This is a genomic window from Campylobacter sp. BCW_6461 (assembly GCF_001762735.1).
Lineage (GTDB): Bacteria > Campylobacterota > Campylobacteria > Campylobacterales > Campylobacteraceae > Campylobacter_D > Campylobacter_D jejuni.
Genome location: NZ_MJXJ01000020.1, coordinates 134541 through 148438 on the forward strand (window position 1 = coordinate 134541; position 13898 = coordinate 148438).

General features: G+C 29.5%; 11 protein-coding genes. 1 reads left to right on the plus strand and 10 read right to left on the minus strand.

Features of this window, described 5'->3' with window-relative positions; translation table 11 throughout:
- Window position 1 precedes the first annotated feature (1 nt).
- Genes AJ882_RS03755 through yajC form a run of 10 tightly spaced genes read right to left on the minus strand, consistent with a single transcriptional unit; the run spans window position 2 to window position 12454 of the window.
- Entirely contained in the window at window positions 2-2938 is a 2937-nt protein-coding gene (locus AJ882_RS03755) for a DEAD/DEAH box helicase (RefSeq protein ID WP_002860197.1), read from the minus strand.
- On the minus strand, window positions 2938-3333 hold the full coding sequence (locus AJ882_RS03760; protein WP_002859143.1) for a polymer-forming cytoskeletal protein: 396 nt from the start codon (window positions 3331-3333) through the stop codon (window positions 2938-2940). Before AJ882_RS03760 ends, AJ882_RS03755 begins: the two co-directional genes overlap by 1 nt.
- Window positions 3270-4172 carry a M23 family metallopeptidase gene (locus tag AJ882_RS03765; protein WP_002853442.1) on the minus strand — a complete coding sequence of 301 codons (903 nt, stop codon included), beginning with the start codon at window positions 4170-4172 and terminating at the stop codon, window positions 3270-3272. The genes AJ882_RS03760 and AJ882_RS03765 overlap by 64 nt, the downstream gene beginning before the upstream one ends.
- Entirely contained in the window at window positions 4159-5343 is a 1185-nt protein-coding gene (locus AJ882_RS03770) for a folylpolyglutamate synthase/dihydrofolate synthase family protein (RefSeq protein WP_074468975.1), read from the minus strand. Before AJ882_RS03770 ends, AJ882_RS03765 begins: the two co-directional genes overlap by 14 nt.
- Window positions 5309-6706 carry a hypothetical protein gene (locus AJ882_RS03775; RefSeq protein ID WP_002867192.1) on the minus strand — a complete coding sequence of 466 codons (1398 nt, stop codon included), beginning with the start codon at window positions 6704-6706 and terminating at the stop codon, window positions 5309-5311. The genes AJ882_RS03770 and AJ882_RS03775 overlap by 35 nt, the downstream gene beginning before the upstream one ends.
- Window positions 6690-7202 carry an LPS assembly lipoprotein LptE gene (gene lptE, locus AJ882_RS03780; RefSeq protein ID WP_002867193.1) on the minus strand — a complete coding sequence of 171 codons (513 nt, stop codon included), beginning with the start codon at window positions 7200-7202 and terminating at the stop codon, window positions 6690-6692. The genes AJ882_RS03775 and lptE overlap by 17 nt, the downstream gene beginning before the upstream one ends.
- Entirely contained in the window at window positions 7199-9628 is a 2430-nt protein-coding gene (leuS, locus tag AJ882_RS03785) for a leucine--tRNA ligase (RefSeq protein WP_002867194.1), read from the minus strand. The genes lptE and leuS overlap by 4 nt, the downstream gene beginning before the upstream one ends.
- A 9-nt stretch (window positions 9629-9637) precedes the next feature.
- On the minus strand, window positions 9638-10609 hold the full coding sequence (gene secF, locus AJ882_RS03790; RefSeq protein ID WP_002853635.1) for a protein translocase subunit SecF: 972 nt from the start codon (window positions 10607-10609) through the stop codon (window positions 9638-9640).
- A complete protein-coding gene (secD, locus tag AJ882_RS03795) occupies window positions 10609-12189 on the minus strand; it encodes a protein translocase subunit SecD (RefSeq protein ID WP_011049882.1) in 1581 nt (526 codons plus the stop codon). Before secD ends, secF begins: the two co-directional genes overlap by 1 nt.
- Window positions 12182-12454, minus strand: a complete 273-nt coding sequence (yajC, locus tag AJ882_RS03800; protein ID WP_002786346.1) for a preprotein translocase subunit YajC — start codon at window positions 12452-12454, stop codon at window positions 12182-12184. The genes secD and yajC overlap by 8 nt, the downstream gene beginning before the upstream one ends.
- Between yajC and AJ882_RS03805 the strand changes: the two genes are divergently transcribed.
- A complete protein-coding gene (locus tag AJ882_RS03805; protein ID WP_002853913.1) occupies window positions 12427-13752 on the plus strand; it encodes an apolipoprotein N-acyltransferase in 1326 nt (441 codons plus the stop codon). The two genes, yajC and AJ882_RS03805, sit on opposite strands and share 28 nt — an antisense overlap.
- Window positions 13753-13898: the final 146 nt, after the last annotated feature.

Sequence of the window (13898 nt, forward strand, 5' to 3'; positions counted from 1 at the left end):
TTTAAGCCTTTCTTAAATGCGTTAAAATTGCCTCTAAAATATCATCATCATCTTTGCTTTTTGCCTTGATGAGTTCTTTTTCATCATTTAAAGCAGTAAATTGAATATTTTGCTCATAGTTACTAATGCTTTTAAATTTATTTAAAGCTAAAATTTTAATAGTAATCAAAGATAAAAATTGCTTAGTATAAATGTCAAGTTTTCCAAAGCGATCTTCAATTTCACCTTCGATCTCATAAACCTCATGAACTTGCTCACACTTGCTAAGTCTTCTATAAAGTTCTAATCTTAAGCGATCTTCGCTGATAAGTTCGCTGTTTAAAAAGGCATTAACATTGAGTTTTAAATCAAGTTTATTTTCTTTTTGATCCACTTCATTTTTACTTAAAGCATTAAGTTCATCTTCTAACATTTTAAGATATAAACTATATCCAATTTGCTCAATATGTCCACTTTGATCTACGCCTAATAAATTTCCACCGCCACGAATTTCAAGATCATGATAAGCCAAAATAGAACCTGCGCCTAAAAAAGAATTACTTTCTAAGGAAACTAGACGCTTTAAAGCATCTTTTGTGATAGCATTTTTATCTTCAATTAAAAAATAACAATAACCTTGCTTATCACTTCTTCCTACACGCCCACGCAATTGATGCAAATCAGCCATGCCAAAACGATCGCTTTTTTCTACTATGATAGTATTTGCATTTGGTAAATCAATCCCACTTTCTACGATAGAGGTACTTAAAAGCAAATCATATTCTTTGTTTTCAAATTTCAACATTTCTTCTTCTTGCATCTTGGCATCGATTTTAGAATGTAAAATCAAAATACGCAAAGTAGAAAAAAGTTCTAATAAATGCTTTTTACATTGCTCTATACTTGCAATATGATTATGAATATAAAAAATTTGCCCACCACGTCTTAACTCTCTTGCTATAGCTTCTTTTAAAAGTGCGTCATCATTTTCTTTGACAAAAGTTCTTACATCCATTCTATCTTCTGGTGGAGTTTGCAAAACACTATAAGATTTTATAGAACTTAAAGCTTGATTTAAGCTTCTTGGTATAGGGGTTGCTGACATGGATAAAATATGTGAATTTTGAGTGATTTCTTTAAGCTTTTCTTTTTGCTTCACTCCAAATTTATGCTCTTCATCAATAATAACAAGGGCTAAATTTTCACATTCTACACTTAAAAGTGCATGAGTTCCTACAACTACACAAGCTTTATTTTCTTTTAAATTTTGTAAAACTTGTTTTTTTTCTGCACTACTTGTAAAGCGATCCAGTTTAAAAACCTTTATATCAAAAGGATCAAAACGCTTTTTTAAGGTTTTATAATGCTGATGAGAAAGCAAAGTCGTAGGCGCAAATAAAAATGCGCAAAATCCACTTTTAACTACTGGATAAATAGCATTCATAGCGACTTCTGTTTTTCCAAAACCCACATCACCGCTTAAAAGCCTATCCATGACTTTTCCACTTTGAAAATCTTGCAAAATTTCATGACAGGCTTTATCTTGATCGCTTGTATAAATAAAACCCGCACTAGCTATAAAATCAGTCTGTCTATTTAAATCCACTGTAATTTTTTTTGCTTGCACCAAAGATCTTTTAGCCGCCATAATAACAATTTCAGAAGCTATGGCTAAAAGTTTAGTCTTTAATTTTTCTTTAAGTTTAATAAAGCTTGTTTTACCTAGTTTATCTAAGCTTGGAATAGATCCACTCACGCCCAAATATTTATCAATCAAATAAAGATTTTCCACTGGTAATAAAAGCTTATCAGAATTTTGATACTCTATAGCAACAAACTCTTTTTTTGCTCCGCTTATCACTATCATCTCAAGACCTAAAAATTTACCTACCCCATAATCTTCGTGTACTATATAATCCCCATTTTTAAGCTCATCTATAATCAAACTAGCTTTTTTTCTTGTTTTTTGTTTTTCTTTTTGATTTAAAGAAATAATTAGCTCTTCAGGACTAATAAGATTAAGCCTTAAATCACTTTTTACAAAATGGATATTTTGAGTATCTTCAAGCTCTAAAGCTTTAAATAAAGCTTCGTTTTTAGCTAAAAGTGTGATTTTTTTATTTTTATGAAATTCAAAAAAATCTTTATTGTAAGAACTTTGCAATTCTTTAAATTTTTTAGCTTGAGGTAAAATTTTTGCATTCACAAAACTTATATCTTTTTCATATTCATTAATATCAAACTTTTCACAAGCTAAAAAATCAAGTTCTAAATAATCAAAAAAATCATCAATACACCAAAACCCTAAAGAATTGATATCATGTATTAAAGTATCGCTTTGAAAATCTTCTAATTTGTCCTTAAAAATTTCATAATTTTCTTTGTCAAAATATTTTAAAAAAGGACAAATTTCAAAATGTTCTAGTTCGTTAGGAATAGACTTTTGACTTTGCAAATCAAAATATCTTATACTTTCAATCTCTTCGCCAAAAAGTAAAATTCTAATAGGATTTTCTTCATTGATACAAAAAATATCAATAATATCCGCACGAATTGAAATTTCACCTTTATCCTGAACTATATCTACAAATTCGTATCCCAATCTTGAAATTTCATCTTCAAAACATTTCAAATCAAAATTTTGTTTTTTATCGATATGATAATTTTGTAAATGTTTTTTTGAAGGAAGTTTTTTTAAAACAGTATTTAAAGGAGAAATAAGGATTTTTTTTTCTTCTTCTTTATGATAAGCATTTAAAATCTTACAAAGATCAAAAAGTTCTTTAGAAAAAGCCCTTAAATCATCTCCAAACTGCGCTCTAAAATCAGGTAAAACAAAGGTTTTTAAACCCTTAAATCGTGAAACTTGAGCGAGTAAATCTGCTTGTTTTTCATCTTTACAAAGAAAAAGTTCACAAATTTTTGGATTTTGTAAGTATTCATAAAATGAAGCTTGCATTATTCTTCGTTGTTATTTTCAATAAGTTTGATAGTATCTTCTTTAATTTTACTAGTTCCATTAAAGCGACCGCCATTTTCTATAGAAATTTTTTGCGTTGAAATATCACCATTAACAACTCCGCCCGCTAAAATTTCTAAACTATTAGCCTCAAGTTGCCCTTCAAAACACCCATTTACTACAATTTTATCTGCTTGTAATTCACCTTTTAAATTTCCATTTTTTCCGATAACCACAATACTTTCAGAATGAATAATGCCACTTAACTCTCCATCAACATGGAGCATAGAAGCAAAATAAAATTTACCCTCAATTCTCGCACCTGAAGAAATTACTGTTGTTTCTGAGCTAGAGCTGGATGTTGGGCTGATACCGCCTTTATTAAAGATTGCCATGGAACTCTCCTTTCTTGATTAAAAAAATCATTCATATTTTTTCTTTGCAAATTTAAAAAATACAAAGGTTCTAAAGTTTTATTAATAAACCTTACCTCATAGTGCAAATGCGGCCCCGTAGAAAGACCTGTATTACCACTATAACCTATCAACTGCCCTTTATTAACAAATTGACCTGCTTTGACCACTTCTTTGCGCATCATATGAGCAAATACTGTTTTAAAACCAAAATTATGCAATAAAATTACATTATAGCCATAGCCATTATCACTATAACCTGAAAATTCGACTACTCCACTTGCTGGTGCATAAATAGGGGTACCAATTTCTGCTCTTAAATCAATACCAGGATGAAATTCCCTTCTTTTTAAAAGCGGATGCTCTCTCCAGCCAAAATTTCCTGTAATGCCTTTATTTTCAATAGGCCATCCATTAGGAATTTGTCCCAAAATTCCAAGTTGCTGCTCATTGGTAAGCTGAAGATTATCAAGTCTTGCACTAATTGTAAGATTATTTTCTACTTCTAAGCCCAAAGCCTCTTCAAAAGAAGCTATTTTATCTTCTATAGCTGCATACTGCTGAGTTTTTTCTTCTATGCTTTTTTGCATTTGCGAATTAGATAATTCCAATTCTTTGCTTTTTTTCAAAAGCTCCTCACGCTTTTCACTGATATCGCTAAGTTTGCTATCGAGATATTTGATATAAAAACCACTAAAAACTAAAAATAAAACAATAAAAGCAATAGTATAAAAAACTATTTTTTTGATTATTTGATTTAAATAAAAATGTCTTGAACCGTTAATATCTGTAATGGTAATAGTGAATTTATTTTTTACCACACCACTCCTTTAAAAAATTTTCTACCAGCATAAAAGAACCAAAAACTAGATTTTTTTTATTCTCTTCTAATTTTACAAATTCTTTGCATTGTATACCTAGCTTTGATGCAATACTATAAATTTCATCATCGGCCAGCTTTCGTTCTGCACTTTTATATTTATATATTTGTATTGTATCAATAATAGGCTTTAATGTATTTAAAATTTGAAAAATATCCTTATCCAAATAAGCATTATAAATAAGATTTATTTTTTCTCCTTGAAATTTATCAAGCATAGCCTTAGCAGCCATGGGATTATGACCCACATCAACAAAAAAATTTGGAGAAATTTCTTGGCATCTTCCTTGTAAATTTAACTCTTGTAACTTTTTTAAAGCTTCTAAGGTTTTTTCTTGTGAAGTTAAAATTTCACAAGCCTTTAATGCAAGCTTTAAATTATGCTTTAAAAAACAAGGTAAAACAAACTTTTCACAATAAATCTCAAATTTTTCTTTCAAAAAAGGATTTAAGGAAGAAACTTGCAAATTAGCTTTTTTTAAAAAAGCAATTTTTTTTGCTAAATTTAAAACATTTTGCTCTTGCTCATCACTTATAAGTGCTATAGGCGCCATAACTTTAAGCTTGGTTCTTGCAATATCTTCTAAAGAATTGCCCAAAATTTGAATATGGTCAAATCCAATTCTTGTAAAAATATTCATTCTTCTTTCAAAAACAGAAGTAGCATCATATTCTCCACCCACTCCTGCTTCTAAAACAATAAAATCACATTTTTGAAATAAAATCATAGCTAAAAAAGTAGCATATTCGAAATAACTTAATTTTTGCAAGTCTTGTTTAAAAATTTCTTCAAGTCTTATATGAGCTTGTTCTAATTCTTCATCATTTGCAATCTTACCATCAAGATAAAATCTTTCATTAAAACTGAAAATGTGCGGACTAGTATAATGCCCTATTTTATAATTTAAATTTTCTAAAAGTTGGGTTAAATATCTACCCGTGCTACCTTTACCATTTGTGCCTATAAGTTGAATTATGGGAATATTTTTAAAATATTTCTTATATTTCTCATACATTCTAAACATCAAAAAACGATCAATTTTATCGTAATTTATACTTTTTTGAGCTAAAAAATTCTCAACTTTCATTATATTGTTCATTAACCGCTGCAATTTGCTTTATTAACTCATCTAAAATATTAATACTTGGCTTACTTTGCTTATCAAGATAAGCCACGTGAATTTTAGGAGTTATAATATCTTGCTTATAAATAAATCTAAAATTTTCTATAGTTTTAAGATTTGTATTTACAAGCTGTGTAATTTCATCTTTGCTTTTTCCTGGCGAAACAATCAAATAACTCTTTTCATCTATCATCCACAGTTCATCAAATTCGCTACAAGAATCTTTTAAAATTTTTTTAAATCGAACAAAAATTTCATTCAAACTTCCCATACCGTATTTTTCCATAATGAAACGGTAATTTACTATAGAAAATAAAGCTAAAGAATAATTAACCTTATACTTATTAAAATTTTCATCCATTTTATCAAGCTCTTTAAGAACACTCCAAGCCTCTCTCTCCTCTAAGCTTTGCGTGAATTCAATTTGATTATTTAAAGATGTAATTTTTTCTCCAAGTTGTTTAAATTTTAGCTTTAAATCCTCAAAACTAAGTTTTACTTCGCCATTTTCATCTGGTTTTAAGGTATTGATAAAATCCATATTTTTTTCATTCGATTTATTAAGCAAGACAAGCAATTCATAGATTTTTTTTAGATTATCATTAAAAAAATTTAAATTTTTTTGGACATACATATTATCAACCATTATACGATGATTTACAAATTCCATTAGTTCGTTTTTGAAATTTTCTTCGCCTATTACAAAAGGCTTTTGTGTTAAATTTTGTATAAAACCTTGAATTTTTAAATCTTCCACCAATGAAGGATTTAAACCCAAACATAATAATTCACTAAAGTGCTCATAACTACGCTCTTCAAGTTTGACTAAAAGTTTTTTAATCACACTATCATAATCATCATATTTGCTAACGCCATATTTACGAGCTTGTTCCTCTAAGTCATTTTCATCGTAATTTCTTTCAAGCTCTTTCCATTTTTTAGTAAGCAAGTAAATACTTTCACTATCCATAGTTTTAGAAATTCTAATCGAAGTCACTTTAGCCAAATCTCTTATCTTTTTGTCTTTACTTATTTGCAAAGTTTTAGATATGGTAGATAAAAAATCAAAAAATTCACTAAATTGTTTTCCACTTTGTCTATTTAAAACAGAAATTAAAAAACTAATTAACTCTTCTAAACTTCGTATGGTTTTAGAGTTTAATTCTTGTTGATAAATTGGTAAAAGTAAAGTTTTGTATTTATCAAGTTTAGCCTTATTTGAACTTGTAATACCATATTTTAAAGACAATTCTTCAAAAATTTCCGTATAATTTTCAGGGGTTGGCTTTAGTTTTCTTTCTTTTAATGTAATTAAAGTTTGCTTTGCTATTTCATTAGTATTTGGAACCACGTTTTTGCCCTTTAATAGCAATTACGGAAATAAACTCATCAAATGCCTCACTTGAAGCCGCTCTAATAGCCTCATACCTTGCAGAATCACTAATAATACTATTTGGAGAAATTTCAAAATTATAACTTCCACTTGTACTAAAAGCCTGACTTGAACCATCTTTAAAGACAACATTAAAATCTAAATTTAATTTAGCTTTATAACTAATAACATAGCCATTTTTATCATAGGCCAAAGGAATAAATTCTAAATTATTCATTTTAACATTGATTACATCATCAGCTTCATGTTTTAAAGCAAGCTTACGCCCTAGTTTTGAAATCACCATTTCTTTTAAAGTATCAGCAACATAGATACTATTTTTTGGGTCTTGTTGACTTAATTCAACATTAACATAAACTTTCTCATCAAAAATATTATTAGCGATTTTTGATGTAGGAACATATCCACAAGCACCTAAAAATAAACCTATACAAAAAATCAAAATCTTTTTCATTTGATTACTAGATTAACTAGCTTTCCTTCCACATAAATTTCTTTAACTATACTTTTACCTTCGAGCCATTTAGCGGTATTTTCTTTTGCAAAAGCTAAAATTTCTTCTTTACTCGCACTACTTGAAATTTCAAATTCAGCCCTTTTCTTACCATTGATACTTACAGCTAAATTTAAAGTATCTTTTACAAAAACCTCTTCCTTAAGTTCTAATTTTTTGAAATTTTTACATTTAAAAAGCTCCTCGCTAAGCTCAAAACAAACATGAGGAATAATAGGCTCTAAAATATTTAAAATAATATAAAAAGCCTCTTGCTCCAAAGCTTCATTTTTACAAAGCGCTAAAGCATTTAAAGCTTCCATGCAAGCTGCAATTAAAGTATTAAAAGCAAAACTTTGATGATAAACTTCAAAAGATTTTTTCAAAGCTTCATATACCTTTAATCTTGCATATTTTTCTTCTTTATTTAAATTTTCTTGTTTTAATTCTACAAGCTCACCTTTTTTAACATTTTGCGCCCTATCATAGAGTTTACAAATAAATCTATAAGCCCCTTCAACCGCATCATCATTCCATTCAAGCTCTTTAGCCGGAGGCGCAGCAAAAAGTATAAAAAGTCTTGCGGTATCAGCACCGTATTTTTCTATAATCTCATCAGGATCTACAACATTGCCTTTTGATTTTGACATTTTAGCTCCATCTTTTAACACCATACCCTGAGTTAAAAGTCTATCAAAAGGTTCATTTTGTGTTAAATAACCCAAGTCTCTTAAAGCTTTTTGGAAAAATCTCGCATAAAGCAAATGCAAGATTGCATGTTCAATACCACCTATATATTGATCCACACTCATCCAATACTTTACACTTTTTTCATCTAAAGCTTTTTCCTGCCAAGTTTTCTCATCACTTGCAAAACGTGCAAAATACCAAGAACTTTCAAAAAAAGTATCTAAAGTATCACTTTCTTTTTGAGCCTCTTTGCCACATTTGGGACAAATACAATTTTTCCAAGTTGGATGTTTATCAAGTGGATTACCCTCACCTGTAATTTGCACATCTTCAGGTAGGGTAATAGGTAAATTTTCTAGTTTTTGAGGCACTATACCACAAATTTGACATTTAATCATAGGAATAGGCGCACCCCAATATCTTTGGCGTGAAACACCCCAATCACGAATTTTAAAATTTACAACCCTTTTTCCTATATTTTTAGCTTCAAACTGAGAAATAATTTTTAATCTTGCCTCATTACAATCAAGATTATCAAATTCTTGACTATGGATTAACTTTCCTGATTTTTGCGTATAAGGTAAATTTTCTTGAGTTTGAATAACTTGTTTGATAGCAAGATTATATTTTGTTGCAAATTCAAAATCTCTTTCATCATGAGCTGGAACAGCCATAACCGCTCCGCTACCATAATCAGCCAAGACAAAATTAGCCACCCATAAAGGAATTTTTTCTCCGCTTAAAGGATGAATGGCATAAATTCCTAAAAAATAACCTTCTTTTTCAGAACTTTGTCTTTCTCTTGGGCTTTGATTTTGAATAACTTTGATTTTATTTAATACATCTTGATTTAATAAATTTTGTGAAAGCAAATTTTGAACAATCTTATGTTCTGGAGCTAAAGCGATATACGAAACTCCATAAATTGTATCTGCTCTTGTAGTAAAAACTTCTAAAGAACTTTCTTTGGTTTTTTGCTTGCTTTCTTCGTCTAAATTTAAAGAAAATTCCAAACCTTCGCTTTTACCAATCCAATTTTCTTGCATAGTTAAAACTTGATTAGGCCATTTATCTTTTAATTCTTCTAAATCTTTTAAAAGTTCCTCAGCATAAGCAGTGATTTTTACATAATAACCTGGCATTTTTTTCTGCACTACTTCATGACCACAACGCCAACATTTTCCGTCTTCAACTTGCTCATTAGCCAAAACCGTTTGATCTTGTTCACACCAATTTACATTTGCTTCTTTAGTGTAAATCAAACCTTTTTCAAACATCTTAATAAAAAATTCTTGCTCAAATTTTGTATAAAGTGGATCTGAAGTAGCAAGCATTCTTTTTTTAGAAAAAGAAAAACCTAAAGAAAAAAGTTCTTTTTTCATATAAGCTATATTTTCATAAGTCCATGACTTAGGATGAATTTTATGTTTAATAGCTGCATTTTCAGCAGGCATACCAAAACTATCAAAACCTATAGGATGTAAAACATTAAAACCTATCTTGCGATAATATCTTGCTAAAACATCACCTATAGTATAATTTCTTACATGCCCCATGTGAATGCGTCCGCTAGGATAAGGAAACATCGATAAAATATATTTTTTAGGCAAATTTAAATCATCTTTTGGCTCAAAATATTCATTTTCATCCCAAATTTTTTGCCATTTTTTTTCTATTAAACTTGCTTCATAAGCCATAAATTCTCCTTACACTGTTCCTTTTTCATACATTGCACGATTGCGTTCTTTATCTTGTTTTCTTTTTGCTTTTTCAATTTCTTTATTTCTAAACTCAAGCACACTAAATTTAAACCATAATAATGTCGGACTTGCAACAAAGATAGAGCTTAAAGTTCCCGCTATAATACCTACAATTAAAGCCAAAGAAAATCCTTGTATCATTTCCCCGCCAAAGAAATAAAGTATCACAACGGTTGCTAAAGTCAACCCTGAAGTTAAAACCGTTCTTGATAAAGTTGCTGAAACACTTTCATTGATAATAGGTGCAAGTTCGGTTTTTTTACTTGTTTTAATGCCTTCTCTGATTCTATCAAAAATAATAATTGTATCATTCAAAGAGTACCCAAGCACAGTTAAAACAGCAGCCAAAGTATCTAGATTGACATCAATTTTAAATAAAGAAATTGCCCCTAAAGTAATCACAACATCATGAATTTCACTGATTATAGCCGCAAGAGCAAAACGCCACTCAAAACGCAACGCTATATAAATTAAAATTGCTATCAAAGATACAGCTATAGCCATAAGTCCTTTATTTCTAAGTTCATCACCTACTTTTGGACCTACCACATCAGCACGACGCACTTCAAATTTTCCCGTATCCTTTAAAAGAGTGCTTATATGCTCGCCTATATCATTGCTTACATTATCATTACTTCCTAAAAAGCGTATGGTTACTTCTTCATTACTTCCAAATTCAGTTACAGATAAATTTTGAAAAGTTCCTTGTTTTTCTAAAATTTCTCGAATTTGTGTTATAGGAGCTGCATTTTCATATTTAAGCTGAACTAAAGTTCCTCCGCTAAAATCAATGCCATATTGCAAACCCCTATCCCAAAGCAAATAAATAGAACCAAAAAACAAAATAAAAGAAAGAGAAATAGCAGCAAAACGCATTCTCATAAAATCATAAATTTTCTTTTCGCTAAAAAACTGCATTATCTTCTCCTATAGCCAAACCAAAATCTTGTATTATTACTTTTTTCTATGCGTTGCATAAAATAATCAAACATTCCATGAGTTCCCAAAATAGCTGTAATCATAGAAACAACGATACCAATTCCCAAAGTCACAGCAAAACCTTTAACTGCTCCTGTTCCATAAGCATAAAGTGCTACCGAAGTAACCAAAGAAGTGATATTTGAATCTATAATCGCACTCATAGCATTTTTATAACCTTGTTCTATGCTAGCTCTTATATTTACTCCATCTCGCAAGAGTTCTCGTATGCGCTCATTGATAATCACATTTGCATCTACTGCCATACCCACAGTTAAAACAAGTCCTGCCATCCCTGGTAAAGTTAAAGTTGCTCCAAACATAGCCATAACGGCAACTACTACCAAAACATTAACTAGCATTGCAATATTTGCAAAAATTCCTGCCACACCGTAATACATCATCATAAATACTACAATAAAAACCGATGCACCGATTAAGGCTATCATACTCATTTTAATACTATCAGCACCTAAAGATGGTCCTATGCTTCTTTGTTCAAGTAATTTTACAGGCGCAAGCAAAGCTCCACTTCTTAAAGCTACCGCCACATCGCGTGCTTCTTCTTGAGTAAAAGCTCCACTGATTTGCCCACTACCTCCACCTATGCGTTCATTGATAGATGGAGCAGAATATACTTTATTATCAAGTACAATAGCAAGACGCTTTCCAACATTTGCTCCTGTATAATCAGCAAATTTTTTAGAACCCTCGGCATTTAAAGTAAAATTAATCACAGGATAATTACTCTTATCACTAATCCCTACTCTAGCATCAGTAAGCATAGATCCATCTAAAATAGGTATACTTTTTAAGGTATATTTTAAATTTGGATTTCTAGAATCAGGCACTAAAATCAGTCCATAACTCGCAGCCTCAGCATCGCTCATTGTAGAAGCTTGACCCATTTTAGAATCATCAACTTCCATAAGTTGCAAATGTGCTGCTTTTGTGATGCGTTCTTTTGCTCTTAGTTCATCTTCTTTGGTTTTAATCCCTGCAAGTTCAACCAAAATCTTATCATCACCTTGTTTAGCAACTGTTGGCTCTGCTAAACCAAATTGATCAAGCCTATTTCTTATGGTTTCAACTGCTTGCAAAAGTGCAAAATTTTCTATATTTTTTACTTCTTCTGAGGTAAAAGAAATTTTATAGTGCATATTTTCACTTTGTATATTAATTCCTTTTATTTCTTTAAGCAAATTTTCGACTTTTGCAATATCTGCATTATCAAGCAAAGTAAATTCTAAAATATCATCATGGATATTTAAGCCATCATTTAAAATATTTTCTTTATTAAAAGAATAACTCAATGAAGATGCAATTGATTTTATTTTAGATTTTACAGCTTCTTCATTATCTACACCTAAGAGCATATAAAGCCCACCTTGCAAATCAAGCCCTAAATTAATCTTCGCACCACGTTCTGACTGCAAAAAAGAAGGGAGTGAAAAAGCCACTCCAAAAATAAATACCGCCATAAAAATAATCAAGCGATAATTGATTTTAGAATTACGCATCAATTTTCTTTGCTATAAATTCTCTTGAAATTTTTGCAGTAACATTGTCTTCATTAAGCTTAACTTTGATAAAATCCTCCTCTGGTTTTACGACTTCACAAATAAGTCCGCCATTAGTGATGATTTTATCTCCTTTTTGCAAAGACTCAAGCATTTGTTTATGTGCTTTTGCTTGTTTTTGTTGTGGTCTAATTACCAAGAAATAAAAAATTGCAAATAACACTACAAGAGGTAACAATGAAGTTAAAATTGAATTTTCTGCCATATTTTTCCTTTATTCCAAAAAAATTAAACACTAATTCTATCATTTTTAAAATAATAAAAGTCTTTTTTATTGCAATTTTACTTTCAAATTCTATTTATCTATCATTTTTTGAAAATATTTTTACACAAACCATTAGCCCATTTTTAGCTATTTGGGGGTTAGTTTTACTTCTAAAAAGTAAAAATTCTAAACAATATTTTTGGATAGGTTTTTTTGTAGGGATTCTTTGGTTTTGGTGGATTGGTTTATCTTCAATTTATTTTAATCTAAACTATTTAGTACCAATTATACCAATTATCATTGGTTTTATTTATGGACTACTTTTTAGATTATGTTATTTATTAAAATTTGATTTTTTAAGGCTTTGTGGAATTTTTTGCATAAGTTTTATCCATCCTTTAGGATTTGATTGGCTTAATTGGGGAATTTTTACAGTTTATGGTTTTTTTGACCCAAGTTATCGTGGTATTATTTGCATATTTTTAATAGCATATTTCATCTATGAGGGTTATATATCAAGATATTATAAAATAGCGATTGTTCTTATTTTATTCTTTAGTGGATTTCAATATAATGAAAAACAAGCTCAAACTCTTAATTTAAACTACAAACTCATCAATACTAATATCTCTCAAAATCAAAAATTTTTACAAGAAAATTTAAAATCAAATTCTGATATCTTAATTCAAGATATACTTCAAGCTATAAATGAAAAAAAAGAACTTGTAATCTTGCCTGAAACCGCTTTTGCTTTTGATTTAAAAAATACCAAATATGAGCTCATGCTTAAAGAATTATCTTATAAAATCACCATTATTACAGGAGCATTTCATGTTGAAAAAGAACATACTTACAATAGCACTTATATCTTTAAAAAAGGCAATGTCTATATTTTAAATAAGCATTTTTTAGTTCCCTTTGGTGAAGAAATTCCATTTTTTAAAGACTTAACAAAAAAATATTTTCTCAAAAATATTGAAGAATTTTCCAAAGGTCCTATACAAAGCAAATATAAATTAGATAATCAAATTATCACAAATGCAATTTGTTATGAAGCTACCAAAGAACAAAACTATCAAAATTCACAAATTATTATAGCCCTAAGCAACAATGCTTGGTTTAATAATAGTAGCGAATACAAACTCCAGCAACTCTTAATGAAATTTTATGCAAGTAAATATGGGGTTAGTGTTTATCATGCTACAAATGGCAAAGAGAATATAGTTATACTCCCTAAAAAGCTTTTAAGCAAAGATTGGAAAAATTTATCCAAAGAAATATTTAATGATAAAAAATAATATTAAAATTTTAATTTTAAAGTAATTTAAGTTATTTTATATTATAATTCTGTCAAACAATATTTTGACTTAGAGGGGTTTTTACCCCAAAGCTAAATTAATTTAGCTTCCTTCCTAACTTTTATATTTATGAGGGATATTGAAAA

Coding starts and splice junctions, on each gene's coding strand:
- AJ882_RS03755 (WP_002860197.1), bottom strand. CDS start 2,938: ATGCAAGCTTCATTTTATGAATACTTACAAAATCCAAAAATTTGTGAA.
- AJ882_RS03760 (WP_002859143.1), bottom strand. CDS start 3,333: ATGGCAATCTTTAATAAAGGCGGTATCAGCCCAACATCCAGCTCTAGC.
- lptE (WP_002867193.1), bottom strand. CDS start 7,202: ATGAAAAAGATTTTGATTTTTTGTATAGGTTTATTTTTAGGTGCTTGT.
- leuS (WP_002867194.1), bottom strand. CDS start 9,628: ATGGCTTATGAAGCAAGTTTAATAGAAAAAAAATGGCAAAAAATTTGG.
- secF (WP_002853635.1), bottom strand. CDS start 10,609: ATGCAGTTTTTTAGCGAAAAGAAAATTTATGATTTTATGAGAATGCGT.
- secD (WP_011049882.1), bottom strand. CDS start 12,189: ATGCGTAATTCTAAAATCAATTATCGCTTGATTATTTTTATGGCGGTA.
- AJ882_RS03805 (WP_002853913.1), top strand. CDS start 12,427: ATGAAGTTAAAATTGAATTTTCTGCCATATTTTTCCTTTATTCCAAAA.
- yajC (WP_002786346.1), bottom strand. CDS start 12,454: ATGGCAGAAAATTCAATTTTAACTTCATTGTTACCTCTTGTAGTGTTA.